This window comes from Paenibacillus nanchangensis (assembly GCF_046543445.1).
In the GTDB taxonomy this organism is placed as follows: Bacteria; Bacillota; Bacilli; order Paenibacillales; family Paenibacillaceae; genus Paenibacillus_AQ; species Paenibacillus_AQ nanchangensis.
The window spans coordinates 152707-168591 of the sequence record NZ_JBHOFD010000005.1; the positions used below are offsets into that span (position 1 = coordinate 152707).

Sequence of the window (15885 nt, forward strand, 5' to 3'; positions counted from 1 at the left end):
ATGCAACAATCAGCATACATCAGCAATTACCTCTCTGAGAGCGCTTCTGCGAGCGTGCATCAGAGATTGCGCATCAGTGATCGCTCCTCGGAGATTGTGCATCAATGATTAGCGAGTAAGTGACTGTGCATCAGTACTCATGCATCAGTACTCATGCATCATTAACCACGCATCTGCAATCACGCATCTGCAATCACACCTCAGTGATCGCGCGCCATAAGATAATCCGCAATTTCAACCAGCCTCGATATATCCTTGAAGCCGCCCTCCATCACCGCATGCTGCGCTTCCCGCGTCAAGCCCCGCACTTCCTCTTTGGACGCATCAAGTCCGATAAAATACGGGTATGTCACTTTCTGCTGCTGCACGTCGCTGCCCGTCTTTTTGCCGAGCTTGCTTTCGTCGCCGATCAGATCGAGAATGTCGTCCTGAATCTGAAATGCAAGCCCCAGATTCATACCGAACGTGCGCAGCGCTTCCAGCTGGCGGTCGTCCGCACCCGCGATCCGGCCGCCGGCCATCAGCGAAAATACGATCAGGTCACCCGTCTTATGCAGATGAATATAGCGCAGGCGGTCCAAGTCAGTTTCTCCCTGCTCGCCTTCCATATCGGCCACCTGGCCGCCGACCATTCCGCGCGGTCCTGCCATTTCGGCCAGATCCTCTACGATCGACAGCACACGTTCGGCCGGCACTCCATGCTGGCGGGATGCCTGGACCACCATGTAAAACGCGTGGGTCAGCAGTCCGTCTCCGGCAAGAATAGCGGTCGCTTCCCCATACACTTTGTGGTTAGTCAGCTTGCCGCGCCGGTAATCGTCGTTATCCATCGCCGGCAGATCGTCGTGAATAAGCGAGTAGGTATGCACCATCTCGATCGCGCAGGCGACGGGCAACGCCGCTTCCCGGCTGCCGCCAAGCGCTTCGCAGGCGGCAACAACCAGCAGCGGACGCAGCCGTTTGCCGCCGGCCATCAGCGAGTAGCTCATGCTCTCGCGCAGGCTCTGCGGCACCTCCCAGTGGCTGGGAAACAGGGCGGACAGCTCATTATGGACCGCTTCGCCTACTTCCGCCATATAAGCGGCAAAATCCGGACGCCCGGACGAACCCGCGTTATCCGAGACTTGCATCGCCGTCTCCCTCCAGCGGAGCGCCATACGGTTTGCGGCGAAGCTCTCCGTCTTCTTCTACGATCATTTCGATCTTGCGTTCCACTTGTTCCAGCTTCGCTCCGCACAGCTGCGACAGCTGCATTCCCTGCTGGAACAAATCGATTGCTTTTTCCAGCGGCACGTCGCCGTGCTCCAGCTCGCGGACGATGGCCTCCAGCCGGTCCATCGCCTGCTCGAAATCAAGCTCCGTTTCCTTCGTCATCGCGCGTCGCCTCCTCCTTCATCTCCCATACCTGGCAGTTCATCTGTCCGTCATTCAGCTTGACGACCACAACATCGCCCAGCTGTACATCTTCCAGCGATTTGATCAGTTTCTGTTCCTGTTCGTCATACACCAGGCTGTATCCCCTGGCCATGACCTTCAGCGGGCTGAGCGCGTCCAATTGGCGCACCTCGGCAGTAAAACGCGTCTTCGCGCTGCGCAAAATCGCCTCCATCGCGCTCCCCAGCTCCCGCCGGGCATCGTCCGCCCGGCGGCGGGCCGCTACGGCCTGCTCGCGCGGTCCCACGCGCAGCAGCCCGTGATGCGCCGCGGCGCGGCGCTCCTTCGCGCGTGCGGCGCGAAGCCCGGCGGCGCTCTCCAGCCGCTGCCGCAGCATGTCCAGCCGCTGCGCGTGCGGCTGCAGGCTGCGGCGCGGGCGGGTGAGCGCCGGCGAGCGCTGCAGCATCGCGAGCCGCTCGCGGCCGCGCTGGGCGCGCCGGCGGAGGCTCTGCCGCAGCCGCTCCTCGAGCTGGCGCAGCCGGTGCTTCAGCTCACCGGCATGCGGCACGGCGAGCTCCGCAGCGGCGGTGGGCGTTGCGGCCCGAAGGTCGGCGGCAAAATCCGCGATCGTGAAGTCGGTCTCGTGGCCTACGGCCGAGATGACCGGAATCCGCGATCCCGCGATTGCCCTTGCGACGGCCTCCTCGTTAAACGCCCACAGCTCCTCCAGGGAGCCGCCGCCGCGCCCGACGATAAGCACGTCGGCTTCGCCGAGCTCGTTCAGCTGCCGGATCGCCTTGACGATGGAAGGCGCCGCGCCTTTACCCTGTACCAGGACAGGGTAAAGCGTCACTTCCACCTGAGGATACCGGCGCTGCAGCGTAATCAAAATATCGCGCACCGCCGCCCCCGTCGGCGAGGTTACCACGCCGACCCGCCGCGGGTACGCGGGCAGCGGGCGTTTGCGCTCGGGCGCAAACAACCCTTCCACTTCCAGCTTCCGCTTAAGCTGTTCATACGCCAGATACAAGCTGCCGATCCCGTCCGGCTGCATATGCGTGGCGTAGAACTGGTATTGCCCGTCCCGTTCGTAGACGGTTACATTGCCCCGGGCGATAACCTTCGCGCCCTCTTTTGGCACAAACGGCAGCCCGCGGTTATGCGAGGCGAACATGATTGCTTTGATCCGGCTTGATTCGTCCTTCAGCGTAAAATACATATGGCCGCTGCCATGATGGGTAAAATTGGAGATTTCTCCGCGGATCCATACGTCTGACAGCAGTCCGTCCGAATCCAGTTTCATCCGGATATATCGGTTCAGATCCTTGATCGAATAGACCTGCCGCTGATCCCGCATCGGAATGTTACTCCAATCCGCGCAGACGCTTGGCGGCGGTCAGCGTGTTTTTGATCAGCATGGTGATGGTCATTGGTCCAACCCCGCCCGGAACCGGCGTGATATAACCGGCGACTTCACGGGCGCTCTCAAAATCAACGTCCCCCGCGAGCTTGCCGTTGTCCAGACGGTTCATGCCGACATCGATGACGACAGCGCCCGGCTTCACATAAGAGGCGTCGATAAAGTTGGCCCGGCCGATCGCCACCACAAGAATATCCGCCTGGCGGGCGAGCTCGGCCATGTTCGCCGTGCGGGAGTGGCACATCGTAACCGTCGCATGTTCCCGCTGAAGCAGAAGCGACACCGGTTTGCCGACGATGTTGCTGCGGCCGATGACGACGGCGTGCTTGCCGGCCATGTCGATTCCGGTCCGTTTGATCAGCTCGATCACGCCGGCCGGCGTGCAGGGAAGCAGGCTGTCGTCGCCGATCATCAGGTTTCCGACGTTGACCGGATGGAAGCCGTCCACATCTTTTTCCGCGGCGATGGCGTCGATCACAGCTTTTTCGTTGATATGCTTGGGCAGCGGAAGCTGCACCAGAATCCCGTCGATGCTCGCGTCCCCGTTCAGCCGGTGAACCAGCGCCAGCAGCTCCTCCTGTGTCGTTTCCGCGGCCAAACGGTGCACTTCCGAATACAGGCCCAAATCCTGACAAGCTTTCTCTTTGTTCCGTACATACACCTGCGAAGCGGGATCTTCACCCACGAGGACGACGGCCAGACCCGGTGTCGCTCCCCGGCGCGTAAGCTCTGCGACCTCTACCGCGATCGCAGCACGAATTTCCTCCGAAACTTGTTTACCGCTGATCAAAGCTGCTGTCATGACCTTCTCTCCCCCTGAATAGTAATAATATAGTGTCCTCCCGATATGGGCGGGAAGGATTCCCCTTAAGGTTTGATGCACATTATACGGTTGGTCGGTTTACTTCGAAGCGTTTCCTTTAAGCTGCTCCAGGTCCTGGATCATTTTGCCGAGTACGCCGTTGACGAACTTGCCGGAATCTTCGGTGCCAAAATGCTTGGCGAGTTCAATCGCTTCATTGACGGCCACTTTGGCCGGCACATCGCTGGTGTAAATCATCTCGTATGCGGCCAGCCGGAGCACCTGGCGGTCCACCCGGGACAGGCGGCTGATCTGCCATCCTTTTAAATAATGCTCCAGCATATCATCAATGGCGACCTTGGCCTCCCAAACTCCGTTCACCAGCGACAAAACATAGGTTTTGGCTTCGGGCCCGCCGCTGATCACGCGGTCCGTCTCGTTTTCATCCAGAGCTTCCTCCAGCAGCATATCCACCGCTTCTCCGGCTTCAACTTCATTCATTTCCATTTGGTACAAGCTCTGTACCACGATTTCCCTTGCGACACGTCTTTTCATGTGCGCCTCCTTCGCTTTCCTGATCCGAACCGGCGTTAACGGCTTATGATCTTCTGTTAGTATAAAAGGTTTGACCCCCAAATAATCCTGCAAAACAAAAACTTTGTCCTATATAGATTGAACTTTAGAAGGACAGGTGAAGCAGAGCTGTCACTGCAGCGAATTCGTGACTTCCGGTTGCTGTTATTTTCGGAGTTCAACGGTAGTGCGTATAGACTGAACGAAAGACGTACAGGTGGGGCGGGACTGCCACTGCGGCGAATTTGGGACTTCCGGTTGCTGTTATTTTCAGAGTTCTTGATTGGTATATAAGTTAGCGGGAGAACTCCGAAAATAAAGGCAATCGCGTTCGCTCCTCCATCTCCAAATTCCCTCCGTGCCATCCCCGCCATCCTGTAATCCTAGAATTCAGTCTGGATAGAACCCAGAACTCCGAAAATAAGGCTTACGCTGCCGCTCCACAATTCTAAATAACCTCCATGCCTGCTCCTCTTTCCTGTCATTCAATCTTTCAGTCTACAGTAACGGATATTCACGGCATCGCGGGCAGGTCCAGCCAGGTCCCGGCAAATAAAAAAACCGCGTATCTTTTTTCCGGGGCGATGCCTGGTCTTCTGCCGTTATCGCCGCCGGAATAAGATATCGCGGTTCATCTAAAGTCGCGCCAGCGGTCCGTAAGGCGCCGCCACACCGCGCCCCACTGAAAATCGGGGGCAGGGGGCTCGTCCTTCCGTTTGCCGAGCGAATATCCAATGAACACTACCAGTGCAAAGAACAGCATATCCCAAAAACCGCTAATCAGATAAACCAGACCGAGCACCAGGCCAAACGCCACCCCGGCGATCCGTCCCCCGTGACTTTCCCACAGCGCCTTCCAGTTCATCGGGAAATTCACCTCTATTCCACCCGGCTCTTAAAGCTGGGAGCCTGTGCGACATTCGCGATATAGACGGATACATCCGCTACCGGAATACCGGTTGTCTCCTGTACAAATTCATGCACCTGCCGCTGCACTTCACCGGTCAAAACCGGCAGCGAATGCTCTCCGTCCACGACGGCCCGGATCATAATCTCCAGTCCCGCCTGCGAGACGCGGATGCGCGACCGGAGATCTCTTACGCCTTTCACCCGCGCTGCGGCTTTGAGGCTGAGATTTTCGATTGTCTCCATGGAGATCTGAATATCCCCGTATTCGGTGCGCTGGTCCACAGAAGGGGCTGCGGCGGTACGGCCGCGGCGCAGCGACACATACAGAAACCGCAGGCTGAGAAGCAGCAGCAGTACGGCAACCGTTATGCCGACAATCAGCTGGGTGGTTCTGTCCGGGAACTGCAGGCTGCTGTCCGGGATGGAATCGGTAAGAACTAGAATGTATAGGACGGTAAGTGTACCAACCGCAAGACTGTATAAAAACAGCAGGATCCTGTCAACAATTCTGGCCACGATACGAAAGCAACCTCCCTTAAATTAGACTAAACCCTCGACATACAGTCGGGGGTTTAAGCATGGGGTTCCGGTGTTTATTTCACGCGGCCGGCCGCGTCGGGCTCTTCGGCTCGTTCGGCGTTCTTGAACTGCACGTCGTGAATCTGCACATTCACTTCCACAACGGTAAGTCCGGTCATCGTCTCGATCGAGCGTTTGACGTTGCGCTGAATTTCGGACGCCACTTCGGGCAGGCGGTAGCCGTATTCAATAATGACGGACACATCCACGGCGGCTTCCCGCTGGCCGACTTCGACTTTTACGCCCTTGGACAGGTTCTTGCGGCCAAGCAGCTCCACGATCCCTCCGGCGAATCCGCCGCTCATGCCTGCGACGCCTTTAACCTCCACCGTCGCAAGACCGGCAATTACTTCAATCACTTCCGGAGCGATCTGGATTTCTCCGATCTCGGTCCGCTCGAATTCCGTCGGCAGTGTACTCATCTTTTGCCTCCACACCTTTCAATGGTCATGTACCAAGCGCTGCTTGCACGTTTCTTATTAAACATACTATATCATTTGCCGTAGTTTATGACAAACAAGCCCAATCTGTCCTAAATTTCATTTTCTTCAAGGAACTTGATGTCAAAATTGCCGTCCAGGAAAACCGGATGCTCCAGCAGCTTCTGATGGAACGGAATGGTCGTATGTATGCCTTCTACGGCAAATTCGGCCAAAGCGCGTTTCATCTTGGCGACGGCTTCGCGGCGCGTTGGCGCCCACACGATCAGCTTCGCGATCATGGAATCGTAGAACGGCGAAATCATGTAGCCCGGGTAAGCAGCGCTGTCTACCCGCACTCCAGGACCGCCGGGAGGCAGGTAAAAGCTGATTTTGCCCGGCGACGGCATAAACCCTTTGGCCGGATCTTCCGCGTTAATCCGGCATTCGATCGACCAGCCGTTCATCACGATATCCTCCTGCTTGAAGGACAGCGGATGACCTTCGGCGACGGAGATCATTTCCTTAATCAGATCCACGCCGGTTACAAGCTCCGTTACCGGATGCTCCACCTGAATCCGGGTGTTCATCTCCATGAAATAAAATTGTCCGTCAGGTCCAAGCAGAAACTCCAGCGTTCCCGCTCCCGAATAGTTGACGGCGAGCGCGGCCCGTACGGCGGCCTCGCCCATCGCCTCACGGATCTCCGGACTAAGCACCGGGCAGGGCGCTTCTTCGACCAGCTTCTGGCGGCGGCGCTGCACGGAGCAGTCGCGTTCGCCTAAATGGACGACGTTGCCGTGATTGTCGGCGATAATCTGGATCTCGACATGTTTCATGCCGGTCAGATACTTCTCCAGGTAAACGCCTGGATTGCCGAACGCTTTCTCCGCTTCCTGCTGGGCGGCGGTGATCTGGCGGATCAGGTCTTCTTCGTTCTCTGCGATCCGGATGCCTTTGCCGCCTCCGCCCGCTGTGGCCTTAACGATAATCGGATAACCGATATCGCGGCCCAGCATCACCGCTTCCTCGACATCGCCGATCAGACCGTCGGAGCCGGGAATAACCGGAACGCCGGCCTTCTTCATTGTATCCTTCGCGACAGCCTTGTCCCCCATCCGGTTAATGGCGTCCGGCGATGGGCCGATAAATGTAATGTTGCAGGACTCGCAAATTTCGGCGAAATCCGCATTCTCGGCCAGGAATCCATAACCGGGATGGATGGCGTCGCATTCGGTAAGCGTTGCCACGCTCATAATATTCGTAAAGTTCAGATAGCTGTCCTTGGAAGCCATCGGTCCGATGCAATAAGCTTCATCTGCCAGCCGGACATGCAGCGAATCGCGGTCCGGCTCGGAATAGACCGCCACGGTGGCGATGTTCATCTCGCGGCAGGCACGGATGATGCGCACCGCGATTTCGCCCCGGTTGGCAACCAGCACTTTTTGAATGTTCATGCGTTTCCTCCTAAACGTTCTGTCAGGCCCGGCACGCTTGTCTCGGCCGGATTCGTCCGGCAGGCCCGGCTGCGGCTGCGTCAAGCAGCAAGCGCCGGCCAGCGGCCGGTTATTCCGGTTTGACCAGGAACAGCGGCTGTCCGTATTCCACCAATTGGCCGTTCTCGGCCAGCACGGAGACGATTTCGCCCCGGACTTCCGCTTCCAGCTCATTCATCAGCTTCATCGCTTCAATGATGCAGACGGTGGTCTTCTCGTTCACGCGGTCGCCAACGCCGACAAAAGGCGGGCTGTCCGGTGAAGCGGCGGTGTAGAACGTTCCTACCATAGGGGAGACGATTTTATGTAGAGAACCCTCTGCGGCGGATGCGGGCGGCTGCGCCCCTGCCGCTCCTGCGCCTTCTACCGGCGCTTGAACCTGCGGGGGAGGTGTCTGTTGCTGCTGCGGGACCGGCGTAAATGGATAGGAATAGACGGCCGAAGGGGCTTGCGGACTGTCCGCTCCCTGCCGGTTCGGCTTGCGGATCGCCAGCTTCATGCCTTCGCTGTCAATCTCCAGCTCGTGCACGGAGGTGGTCTGGTCGAGCAATTCGATCAATTCCTTTATCTCGTTTAACTTGAACATGCATCGGTTCACTCCTTCAGCTTTCTCTCGAAACCGCTTCGGGCGGATAACTTTATGTATTATATCACAAACGCGCGAAATGGAAAGAGCCCGGGACAACCCGAGCACTTTCGCCATTTTCCGCGCTTGTCCGCCCGCTACGGACGACCCTCCCCGCGCCTATTCGGTTGATTACTGCTTCGAGACGTATTGCACGCTGATCTGGTTTTGGGCGACGCTGAGTTCTTTCATTACCAGGTCAACGATGCCTACCGCCTGCTTCACATCCAGTTTGTCGCTGCGTACGACCACTTTGTAGCTGTTGCCGTTTTCTTCCTTCACGATCGCTTCACCATACTTCTGCTGAAGCTGTTCTTCGATACCGGTGATTTTGGATTCCTTTTCTTCAAGGGAGCGGAGTTTCTCCTGCGCGGCCGCGTTGTCTTCCGGCGTTTTGCTCATATCGTTGATGGCGGCGAGCAGGTCGTTTTGTTCCTTCAGGTTTTTCTGCTCGCGGTCCAGCAGATAATCCGAAAACATGCTGCTGTAAGAAGCGCTTTGGGACTCCACTTCCTTCAGAACGGCTGCGTCGTCTTTAGCCATATCGGATTCGGGAGCGGCGGCTGTTTGGCCTTCCGCAGCCTCCCCGGTTTTCGGTTCCTCTTTGGCGGAAGCCGTCTGTTCTCCGCCGGCTGCGTTATCCTCGGGTTTCGCTGCTGTCTCTTTGCCATCCTGTGCAGCGGCGGTATCCTTGCCTGCGTTATCCTTAGCTGTATCCTTGCCTGCCGCCTCTTTATCCGAAGAGGCGGTTTTCTCTCCGGCTGCCGGATCGGCCGTTTGGTTCTCTCCGCCTGCAGCCATCTGTTCTCCAGTTGCTCCTGCGGCGTCTGTCGTGTTCGGGGCAGCAGTTCCCGTTTCTTGTCCGGCATTCTGTACGACTTGGCCGTCTGTGACGACTTCGTTTACAACGATGCCGTCCTCTTCTGACACCGTTACTGCCCCGGGTGTTGTATTTTCCGCCTGGATCGCCGTATCCACCGCCGTCTTGGGACCGGAGTCCTCCGTAAACAGATAGTAAGCGGACAGCACGACCATCAAGCTCAGCATGGAAACCAACCAGATTGTCTGTCTTTTGCCGTTCATCGTTACTTCCTCCTTCTATTCTTCAATAATAAATACTACTCCTGCTTGCGCGGCACGACGGAGATGCGGTACTCGGGCACGTTCAGCCCTTTCTCCACCGCCTGTGTGATCAGGGTACGCACCGTTTGGTTTTCGGCCCCTTTGGCCACGACAAGCACCCCCCTTACCTGCGGTTTAATGCGTTTGGTTACAATTGGTGTTTCATTGCCGGACTGCGAGTAGGTGACGATTTCCCCGTCCCGCGTGTACTGCGTCGTATGGCGCTTGCCCCCGCTGGCGTCCGTTTCTTCGCTAAGCTGCTGGGAGTCATTCATATTGCGCTGCACTACCAGTTCTTCCGTCGAGTCCACCGTTACCATAATATCCACGGTTCCGACACCGACGATCTTCTCCAGGATTTCTTTAGTGCGCTGCTCCATCGCCTGCTCAATTCCGTCAAAGGTTCCCGAGGGTGTCTGCTCGCCTCCCTGGCCTTGTCCCAGCGTTTCCTGTGCGGATACGCCGCCGGGCGGCTCCCGCCCCGTAGTGCCGGTGTCGAGCTTCTTCACATGCACGAAGGAATTGAACAAAATAATCGCCGCGCCCAGCAGTCCCAGAATGATCAGCCAGCGGAACGTCTGCTTCCGGCCGGGACTGTCCGAGCCTCCGCCGGCCCACTGCTCCAGTTTTTTCAGCCATTTACCCAAGGCCTTGTCCCTCCTAAGTCAACATATGCTTGTCTATCCCCCGTTATTCCTCTCCAAAAGTCTTTGCTGCGCCATCCGACACCTGAATTTGTCCGTCCGTCAACCCCCAGGCCGCTTCAAGCGCCTTTACAACCGCAGTCCGGCGGTTTGCGTCCGCCGCATCCTGCTCCGCCGCCTCCGCTGATGCGGGGAGCGCCCGGTCATCCGGCCCGCTTTCTCCCGCCGGCGCGCCGCCGACTTCAATGACCACCGGCTCCACCGGCCGGATCCCAGGCTGCCCGGTTTCGGGAGCATCGTCCGGCCCGCCATTCGGCTTCGCCGGATTAGCGCGAAACGTGACATGCACCGTTTCAATGACGGGCACGATCTCTCCCCGGCCGCCGCTTTCGGGCTCCGCCTTCAGCTTGACCTCGACATCGGCCGGCTCTTCTCCCGTCTGCGCACGGATTTGCGCTTTCATCTGCTTGGCAGCCTCCATAGCGACCAGCTCCAGGCTCTCCGTCTGGCGGGCAGCCTCAATCCGCTGGCCCTCCGCCATGATTTTGGCCAGTTCCTCGTCCGCTGCCTTTTCCGGGCCGCCAAGCCCCATTGCGGCGCTAAGCTCCGCGGCCGCGTCGCCTTTGAGCAGGGAGACGACCGGACTGAGCAGGGTCAGCAGAATGAGCAGGCTCAGGACAAGCCGGACATACCGCTCCATCGAACGGCTCGGCAGCAGCAGGTCCACAAAAGCGGCAAGCAGCACGATGATGACGATTTCTCTCAGCCATCCGCCCAGCCAGGCCATTCTCCTCCCCCTCCTCTCGTCATCTCATCATGACGGTGACATTGCCCGCCGTGAGCATGATGGTAACCGCCAGAAAAAACATCAGCGATACGGCAGCCAGCGCAGCGAACACATACAGCATGCTTTTGCCTATCGTGGACAAGCAGGATACAATCGGCGTTTCTCCCAGCGGCTGCATCACAGCCGCGGCCACATTATAGATCAGAGCGAGCACCAGAATCTTGATGGCCGGGAAGGCGCATAAAAACAAGATGATAATAACGCCCGACAGCCCGATCGCGTTTTTGACCAGCAGCGACGCGGTAATCACCGTGTCGGTGGCGTCCGCAAACATTTTGCCGACCACCGGCACAAAGTTGCCTGTAATGTATTTCGCCGCCCGGATGGTCACGCCGTCGGTCACCGAGCTGGTGATCCCCCTGACGGAAATGACGCCCAGAAAAACGGTAAACAGCACACCGAGCACGCCCATGCCGACTTTTCGCAGCAATCCCGCAAGCTGGGTCAACTTGTACTTGTCCGAGATGTCGCTGACGAGATGCAGCACTGCCGAAAAAAACAGAAGCGGGAATATCACGCGGTGGATCATGCCGCCAATCGTATGGATCATAAACACAATTAACGGGTGGGTCACCGATACGGTCAAAATGCCGCCCATCGAAGCCAGCAGCGCAAACAGCAGCGGAATCATCGCAAGCATAAATTCGACCATCCGGTCGATTGCCTCTTTGGCATACCCGACGGCGACATTAAAGCTGTTAACGGCGATGACGAGCACCACCAGATAACAGATTGTGTACGCCACCTTGCTGACCGTTTTTCGCTCAAAAGCAGTCTGCAGCGTCTCCAGCACCATGCTCAGCACGCTGATCATGACAATCGTGACCAGGAGTTTACCGTTAAAAAGCACCTCATGCCACATGTAGGCGCCGAGACCGGAGAGCGCATCCCGCAGGCTGAAGCCTTTGCCGCCCACCAGCATTTCCGCCAGGCTTGGCGGCGCCCCCTCCGGGAAAAAACCGCCATATTCCTTCATCAGCCGGTTCCAGTACGTTTCGACCTGATCTTTGGGCAGCGCGTCGACCTGCTCCTTCACCCACTGATCCACCGGAGAAGCGGAAGCGCCCTTTGCCTCTGCCTCTGAAAACGGGAAGAACAGCAGGACAATCAGGAATAGTGCCGCCAAAAGCTTCGGGGGCCGGAACACTTTTCGCATGAACGTCACTCCTTTCTTTTTTTCCGTTATCCGGCGGATTTTCCTTACCCCTCAATGCGATTCCCAGCTGCCCTTCGCAGCATCGTGCGGCGGGCTATTGCCGCCTTTCCTTCCGCGGCGTTTTGCGGTGTCCTGCAGCTTCAAGACATTCATTTCCCCTGCACGTTAGGCCGGCAGCAGCTTCAGCACCGTTTCAATGATGATGCCGATGATCGGCACAGCCAGCACCATGATCAGGACTTTGCCCGCAAGCTCGATTTTTGACGCAATCGATTCCTGGCCCGCATCCCGCACCACCTGTGCGCCGAATTCCGCGATATAGGCGATGCCGATGATTTTGAACACGGTCTTCAGATAGACCAGCTTCATGCCCGACGACTCCGCCAGCCGTTCCAGCGTGGAGACAACCATGCCGATTTTATCGATCAGGAACAGAAAGATCAGAATCCCCGTGCCCGCTGTCAGCAAAAAAGCAAACATCGGCTTCTGCTCTTTCAGCACCAGAATAAGTACGGTCGCGATCAGCCCTACGCCCACAACCTGTATGATCTCCATGGCGAACCTACTGGAACAGGAAAATCGACTTGATTTCCTGCAGCAGCCCGTCCAGCATGCGGATGACCATGAACAGCACGACGACAAATCCGATGACGGTCACCCAGTGGGCGATGTCTTCTTTTCCCATCTGCTTGAGCACCGTGTGGATCATGGCGATGATGATGCCGATCCCGGCGATCTGGAAGATCGCGTTGACTTCTATATTCATTTATGGCACCTCGCTAAAGGATCAAAATGACGATCAGTGCGCCAAGCAGCAGACCGAGATTTTTGCTCATGCGTTCATATTTGACCTGATCTTCCCGCGCGGCCGCTTCCTCCTGCTTCAGCTGCTGGACCGCAAGCAGGATATGGTTCACCTGATCCTGGCGGCTGCTCGTCCCCAGCGAACAGCTGAGCTGGCGGACCGCTTCACGTTCGGCAGCTTTCATGCTCGTCCCGCCCCAGTGCTTCTCCAGCGCGTCGCCGACCGCTTCCTCCGCGGTCCGCTCCTGCGGCGGCTCCATCTGCGCCGCCGCTTCAGCCAGCAGCCGCCGGAGCGGCTCACGCGACTGGGACGCGATGCGCTTCAGCGCGTCCGGCAGCGGCGTGTAGCCGTACTGAATTTCGGTTTCCAGCCGCTGCAGCGCTCCAATCAGCCCCCGGATCTGGCGCGGACGGTCGGCATACTGCGCCGCCCGCTGATAACCCGCCAGCGTCGCCGCCGCGAGAATCAGCATCGCTCCCAGCAGCTTAAGCACGGACGCCGCCTCCTTTGTCGCCTGGGGTCACAAGCAGCAGCGCCCGCCGCTGCCCGTCCAATATGCGGAAGGACAGTCCCGCCTCGGTGCGGTTCAGCAGGCAATACCGCTCGAACAGCCGGTGCTCCATCAGCTGCCCAAGTCCCGGGCGGCGGCTCAGCTCGGCCGCTTCCCGGCCGTGGGCCGTCGCGATAACCGAAATCCCGGCATGGAGCGCTTCGGCAACCGCGTCGGCGTCTTCCGGGCGTCCGATTTCGTCTACGATGAGCACATCGGGCGACAGGGAGCGGATCATCATCATCATGCCTTCCACCTTCGGGCAGCCGTCCAGCACGTCCGTCCGCGGCCCGACATCAAAGGTTGGCACGCCTTTGCGGCAGCCGGCGATTTCGGAACGTTCATCAACAATCCCTACCTTGAAGCCGGGTCTGCTCTCCCGCCGGCCTTGTCCGCCGGCGGACAGCTGGCGGGCCAGATCGCGGATAAGCGTCGTTTTGCCTTGCTGCGGCGGCGAGAGGATTAGAGTGTGCAGCACACGGCCTTTTCCCGGCTCCAGCAGATAAGGCAGAATGCCGTCGGCGACACCCTTGATCTCCCTAGCGATCCGGACATTAAAGCCGGCGATGTCGCGCAGATGCTGGACGCCTCCGCCGCTAAGCACAGTCCGTCCGGCCAGTCCGATCCGGTGGCCGCCGGGCACGGTGACGAAGCCCTTGCGCAGTTCCTCTTCCATCGTGTACAGCGAATGATTGCTGATAAAATCGAGCAGACGCCTGCTGTCCTCCCGGTCGGGCTTGTACGCCTGTTCCGGATCGTCGGTAAGCCCGCCCTCCGGGGTGACGAAATGGTATCGGCCCGCCGCGTTGATTTCGAGCGCCCGCTCCTCGCGGATGCGCACTTCCTCGGCCATATCCCGGATAGAGGCGGGGAGACGGGACAGCGGGAGCCTGATTTTTTCCGGAAACAAAGATAACCAGTCATTCGGCATCAAAACACGCCCCCCAAGTTGTCCTGTGATTCGGTTTATTCCATATTTATGCCTGTCCGGACGGATTATGTCTGCGAATCTATCAAGATTTGAGAATCCCGATTAAGAGACAGCTGACGCCGCACGCGATCCATGCAATTTTGCCCCAGGAGAGGTCGTGCGCCATGCCTGTCAGTCCAATCGCCGTCGTAGCGACCAGCACCGTGGGACCGACCAGCGCCAGGGTGGAATTCACGGCAAGCGCTTTGTCCACCTGGTTCAGCCGGAGCATGATCAGGGCTGCTGTAATTTCCACGCTTCCGGATAAAATCCGAAGGATTGCCATCCAGCTTACGTACTTGTCCAATCCGTTTTCACTCCTTTTCCCCGCCGCCCCGGCCCTCTGGCAGACTCTCTATCAAAAGGCAGACCGGCGGCAGTTCGTTTGTATAATGGATATGCGGACAGCCATTCATTTAGACAACCTATCGGAAGAAGCATAGAATCCTTATGGAAATCGCCTCCAGATCGCGAAAAACGCCGTATATACCCTGCTAAGCGCTCCTAACCGGCTTACAACATTGGACAGGCCCGGCGTGAGCGAAATCACGGCAAAAGAATCGATAAAAAAATATCATCAATGTGATAAAATATATTTTTGGTTGGCAGAGTACAGAACTCATAGAAAAGAAGGGATCATAGTCATGGGTATTGGCCGTATCGTGGTGCCGCAGCGTATGGAAAATGTGGTAAATCGGGGGCGGGAAGTCGTCGTTATCATTTTTTCCGCACTGCTGGTTGCCTGCGGACTGAAGCTGTTCCTTGTGCCCCATCAGCTGCTCAGCGGCGGGGTGGCGGGTCTGGCTTCGGTGCTCGGTTATTTAACGAACCCGAAGTACATTTCGCTTTACTATTTTCTTATCAATCTACCGATCATAATCTGGGGTCTGGCTGCGGTGGGCCGCAAGTATATCCTGCTGAGCCTGCTGTCCGTCGGATGCACTACCTGGTTCCTGACGGTCATACCGGCTGTAAAGGTAACCAGCGACCCGATTCTGGCTGGGATCTTCGGCGGGGTAATTATTGCCGGGGGGATTGGATTTTCGCTGCGTGCTGGAGGTTCTTCCGGCGGCTTCGATATTCTGGGGTCCATTATCTCGCGTAAAAGAGACATCCCGATGGGAAATGTGCTGTTCGTCATGGACGGACTCGTGATCTTGACTTTGGGCTTCTTCAAAAGCTGGGATCTCGCGCTGTACGCCATGCTGTGTACCTTCGTGAAAGGCCGGGTGGTCGATATGATCCATATCCGGCATGTGAAACTGACCTGCTTTATTGTGACCAAAGAACGCAGCAGCATGCTGGAACGCCTGAACAAGCTGCCGCACGGTGTAACGGTGGTCGATGCCGAAGGCGGATACAGCCATGAAGGCAACGCCATGCTGATGACCGTAACGACACGCTATGAGCTGACAGAGCTGCGGCGGGCGATTCAGGAAATCGATCCGCACGCTTTTGTGAATGTGCTGGAGACGGTCGAAATTATGGGCCGGTTCCGAAGGCTCGCCTGATGGTGGGTTTCGATAGGATATGGATATTGCGGGCGGAACGGCCAGCGAACAATACAGGGTAACACAAAGCCGGCCGGTCGGGG

Annotated in this window: 20 protein-coding genes; 1 reads left to right on the forward strand and 19 read right to left on the reverse strand. The window is 57.7% G+C overall.

What is annotated here, in order from left to right:
• Positions 1-200: 200 nt before the first annotated feature.
• From ACE6ED_RS05435 to ACE6ED_RS05525, 19 genes are all read right to left on the reverse strand, one after another.
• Positions 201-1076, reverse strand: coding sequence for a polyprenyl synthetase family protein (locus tag ACE6ED_RS05435; RefSeq protein WP_410826152.1), 876 nt, complete (start codon positions 1074-1076; stop codon positions 201-203).
• 37 nt (positions 1077-1113) lie between these two features.
• On the reverse strand, positions 1114-1374 hold the full coding sequence (xseB, locus tag ACE6ED_RS05440; RefSeq protein ID WP_410826078.1) for an exodeoxyribonuclease VII small subunit: 261 nt from the start codon (positions 1372-1374) through the stop codon (positions 1114-1116).
• Positions 1352-2731 carry an exodeoxyribonuclease VII large subunit gene (gene xseA / locus ACE6ED_RS05445; RefSeq protein WP_410826079.1) on the reverse strand — a complete coding sequence of 460 codons (1380 nt, stop codon included), beginning with the start codon at positions 2729-2731 and terminating at the stop codon, positions 1352-1354. Before xseA ends, xseB begins: the two co-directional genes overlap by 23 nt.
• Before the next feature lie 7 nt (positions 2732-2738).
• The gene (gene folD / locus ACE6ED_RS05450; protein ID WP_410826080.1) at positions 2739-3596 is read right to left on the reverse strand and encodes a bifunctional methylenetetrahydrofolate dehydrogenase/methenyltetrahydrofolate cyclohydrolase FolD; all 858 of its coding nucleotides are present in this window, start codon (positions 3594-3596) and stop codon (positions 2739-2741) included.
• 99 nt (positions 3597-3695) lie between these two features.
• Positions 3696-4151, reverse strand: coding sequence for a transcription antitermination factor NusB (gene nusB, locus ACE6ED_RS05455; RefSeq protein ID WP_410826081.1), 456 nt, complete (start codon positions 4149-4151; stop codon positions 3696-3698).
• 649 nt (positions 4152-4800) lie between these two features.
• The gene (locus ACE6ED_RS05460) at positions 4801-5034 is read right to left on the reverse strand and encodes a DUF2273 domain-containing protein (protein ID WP_410826082.1); all 234 of its coding nucleotides are present in this window, start codon (positions 5032-5034) and stop codon (positions 4801-4803) included.
• Positions 5035-5048: 14 nt separating this feature from the next.
• Positions 5049-5594, reverse strand: a complete 546-nt coding sequence (amaP, locus tag ACE6ED_RS05465) for an alkaline shock response membrane anchor protein AmaP (RefSeq protein ID WP_410826083.1) — start codon at positions 5592-5594, stop codon at positions 5049-5051.
• Positions 5595-5671: 77 nt separating this feature from the next.
• The gene (locus tag ACE6ED_RS05470) at positions 5672-6079 is read right to left on the reverse strand and encodes an Asp23/Gls24 family envelope stress response protein (protein ID WP_410826084.1); all 408 of its coding nucleotides are present in this window, start codon (positions 6077-6079) and stop codon (positions 5672-5674) included.
• Between the two features lie 110 nt (positions 6080-6189).
• Entirely contained in the window at positions 6190-7533 is a 1344-nt protein-coding gene (gene accC / locus ACE6ED_RS05475) for an acetyl-CoA carboxylase biotin carboxylase subunit (RefSeq protein ID WP_410826085.1), read from the reverse strand.
• A gap of 109 nt (positions 7534-7642) precedes the next feature.
• A complete protein-coding gene (gene accB, locus ACE6ED_RS05480) occupies positions 7643-8158 on the reverse strand; it encodes an acetyl-CoA carboxylase biotin carboxyl carrier protein (protein ID WP_410826086.1) in 516 nt (171 codons plus the stop codon).
• Positions 8159-8329: 171 nt separating this feature from the next.
• Positions 8330-9280, reverse strand: a complete 951-nt coding sequence (locus ACE6ED_RS05485) for a SpoIIIAH-like family protein (RefSeq protein ID WP_410826087.1) — start codon at positions 9278-9280, stop codon at positions 8330-8332.
• Between the two features lie 35 nt (positions 9281-9315).
• The gene (gene spoIIIAG, locus ACE6ED_RS05490; protein ID WP_410826088.1) at positions 9316-9966 is read right to left on the reverse strand and encodes a stage III sporulation protein AG; all 651 of its coding nucleotides are present in this window, start codon (positions 9964-9966) and stop codon (positions 9316-9318) included.
• A gap of 43 nt (positions 9967-10009) precedes the next feature.
• Positions 10010-10750 (reverse strand): stage III sporulation protein AF, encoded by a 741-nt coding sequence (gene spoIIIAF / locus ACE6ED_RS05495; RefSeq protein WP_410826089.1) that lies wholly within the window; start codon positions 10748-10750, stop codon positions 10010-10012.
• A 19-nt stretch (positions 10751-10769) separates the two neighbouring features.
• A complete protein-coding gene (gene spoIIIAE, locus ACE6ED_RS05500) occupies positions 10770-11966 on the reverse strand; it encodes a stage III sporulation protein AE (protein WP_410826090.1) in 1197 nt (398 codons plus the stop codon).
• 165 nt (positions 11967-12131) lie between these two features.
• Entirely contained in the window at positions 12132-12521 is a 390-nt protein-coding gene (spoIIIAD, locus tag ACE6ED_RS05505) for a stage III sporulation protein AD (protein WP_410826091.1), read from the reverse strand.
• 7 nt (positions 12522-12528) lie between these two features.
• A complete protein-coding gene (gene spoIIIAC, locus ACE6ED_RS05510) occupies positions 12529-12732 on the reverse strand; it encodes a stage III sporulation protein AC (protein WP_410514690.1) in 204 nt (67 codons plus the stop codon).
• Positions 12733-12745: 13 nt separating this feature from the next.
• Positions 12746-13264 carry a stage III sporulation protein SpoIIIAB gene (gene spoIIIAB / locus ACE6ED_RS05515; RefSeq protein ID WP_410826092.1) on the reverse strand — a complete coding sequence of 173 codons (519 nt, stop codon included), beginning with the start codon at positions 13262-13264 and terminating at the stop codon, positions 12746-12748.
• Positions 13257-14252, reverse strand: a complete 996-nt coding sequence (gene spoIIIAA / locus ACE6ED_RS05520; RefSeq protein WP_410826093.1) for a stage III sporulation protein AA — start codon at positions 14250-14252, stop codon at positions 13257-13259. The genes spoIIIAB and spoIIIAA overlap by 8 nt, the downstream gene beginning before the upstream one ends.
• 82 nt (positions 14253-14334) lie before the next feature.
• Positions 14335-14598 carry a YqhV family protein gene (locus ACE6ED_RS05525; protein WP_410826094.1) on the reverse strand — a complete coding sequence of 88 codons (264 nt, stop codon included), beginning with the start codon at positions 14596-14598 and terminating at the stop codon, positions 14335-14337.
• Between the two features lie 337 nt (positions 14599-14935).
• Between ACE6ED_RS05525 and ACE6ED_RS05530 the strand changes: the two genes are divergently transcribed.
• Positions 14936-15802 carry a YitT family protein gene (locus ACE6ED_RS05530; protein ID WP_410826095.1) on the forward strand — a complete coding sequence of 289 codons (867 nt, stop codon included), beginning with the start codon at positions 14936-14938 and terminating at the stop codon, positions 15800-15802.
• Positions 15803-15885: the final 83 nt, after the last annotated feature.

Coding starts and splice junctions, on each gene's coding strand:
- xseB (WP_410826078.1), bottom strand. CDS start 1,374: ATGACGAAGGAAACGGAGCTTGATTTCGAGCAGGCGATGGACCGGCTG.
- nusB (WP_410826081.1), bottom strand. CDS start 4,151: ATGAAAAGACGTGTCGCAAGGGAAATCGTGGTACAGAGCTTGTACCAA.
- spoIIIAD (WP_410826091.1), bottom strand. CDS start 12,521: ATGGAGATCATACAGGTTGTGGGCGTAGGGCTGATCGCGACCGTACTT.
- ACE6ED_RS05530 (WP_410826095.1), top strand. CDS start 14,936: ATGGGTATTGGCCGTATCGTGGTGCCGCAGCGTATGGAAAATGTGGTA.
- spoIIIAA (WP_410826093.1), bottom strand. CDS start 14,252: ATGCCGAATGACTGGTTATCTTTGTTTCCGGAAAAAATCAGGCTCCCG.
- spoIIIAF (WP_410826089.1), bottom strand. CDS start 10,750: ATGGCCTGGCTGGGCGGATGGCTGAGAGAAATCGTCATCATCGTGCTG.
- ACE6ED_RS05470 (WP_410826084.1), bottom strand. CDS start 6,079: ATGAGTACACTGCCGACGGAATTCGAGCGGACCGAGATCGGAGAAATC.
- accC (WP_410826085.1), bottom strand. CDS start 7,533: ATGAACATTCAAAAAGTGCTGGTTGCCAACCGGGGCGAAATCGCGGTG.
- spoIIIAC (WP_410514690.1), bottom strand. CDS start 12,732: ATGAATATAGAAGTCAACGCGATCTTCCAGATCGCCGGGATCGGCATC.
- xseA (WP_410826079.1), bottom strand. CDS start 2,731: ATGCGGGATCAGCGGCAGGTCTATTCGATCAAGGATCTGAACCGATAT.
- spoIIIAE (WP_410826090.1), bottom strand. CDS start 11,966: ATGCGAAAAGTGTTCCGGCCCCCGAAGCTTTTGGCGGCACTATTCCTG.
- accB (WP_410826086.1), bottom strand. CDS start 8,158: ATGTTCAAGTTAAACGAGATAAAGGAATTGATCGAATTGCTCGACCAG.
- ACE6ED_RS05460 (WP_410826082.1), bottom strand. CDS start 5,034: ATGAACTGGAAGGCGCTGTGGGAAAGTCACGGGGGACGGATCGCCGGG.
- ACE6ED_RS05485 (WP_410826087.1), bottom strand. CDS start 9,280: ATGAACGGCAAAAGACAGACAATCTGGTTGGTTTCCATGCTGAGCTTG.
- folD (WP_410826080.1), bottom strand. CDS start 3,596: ATGACAGCAGCTTTGATCAGCGGTAAACAAGTTTCGGAGGAAATTCGT.
- ACE6ED_RS05435 (WP_410826152.1), bottom strand. CDS start 1,076: ATGGCGGAAGTAGGCGAAGCGGTCCATAATGAGCTGTCCGCCCTGTTT.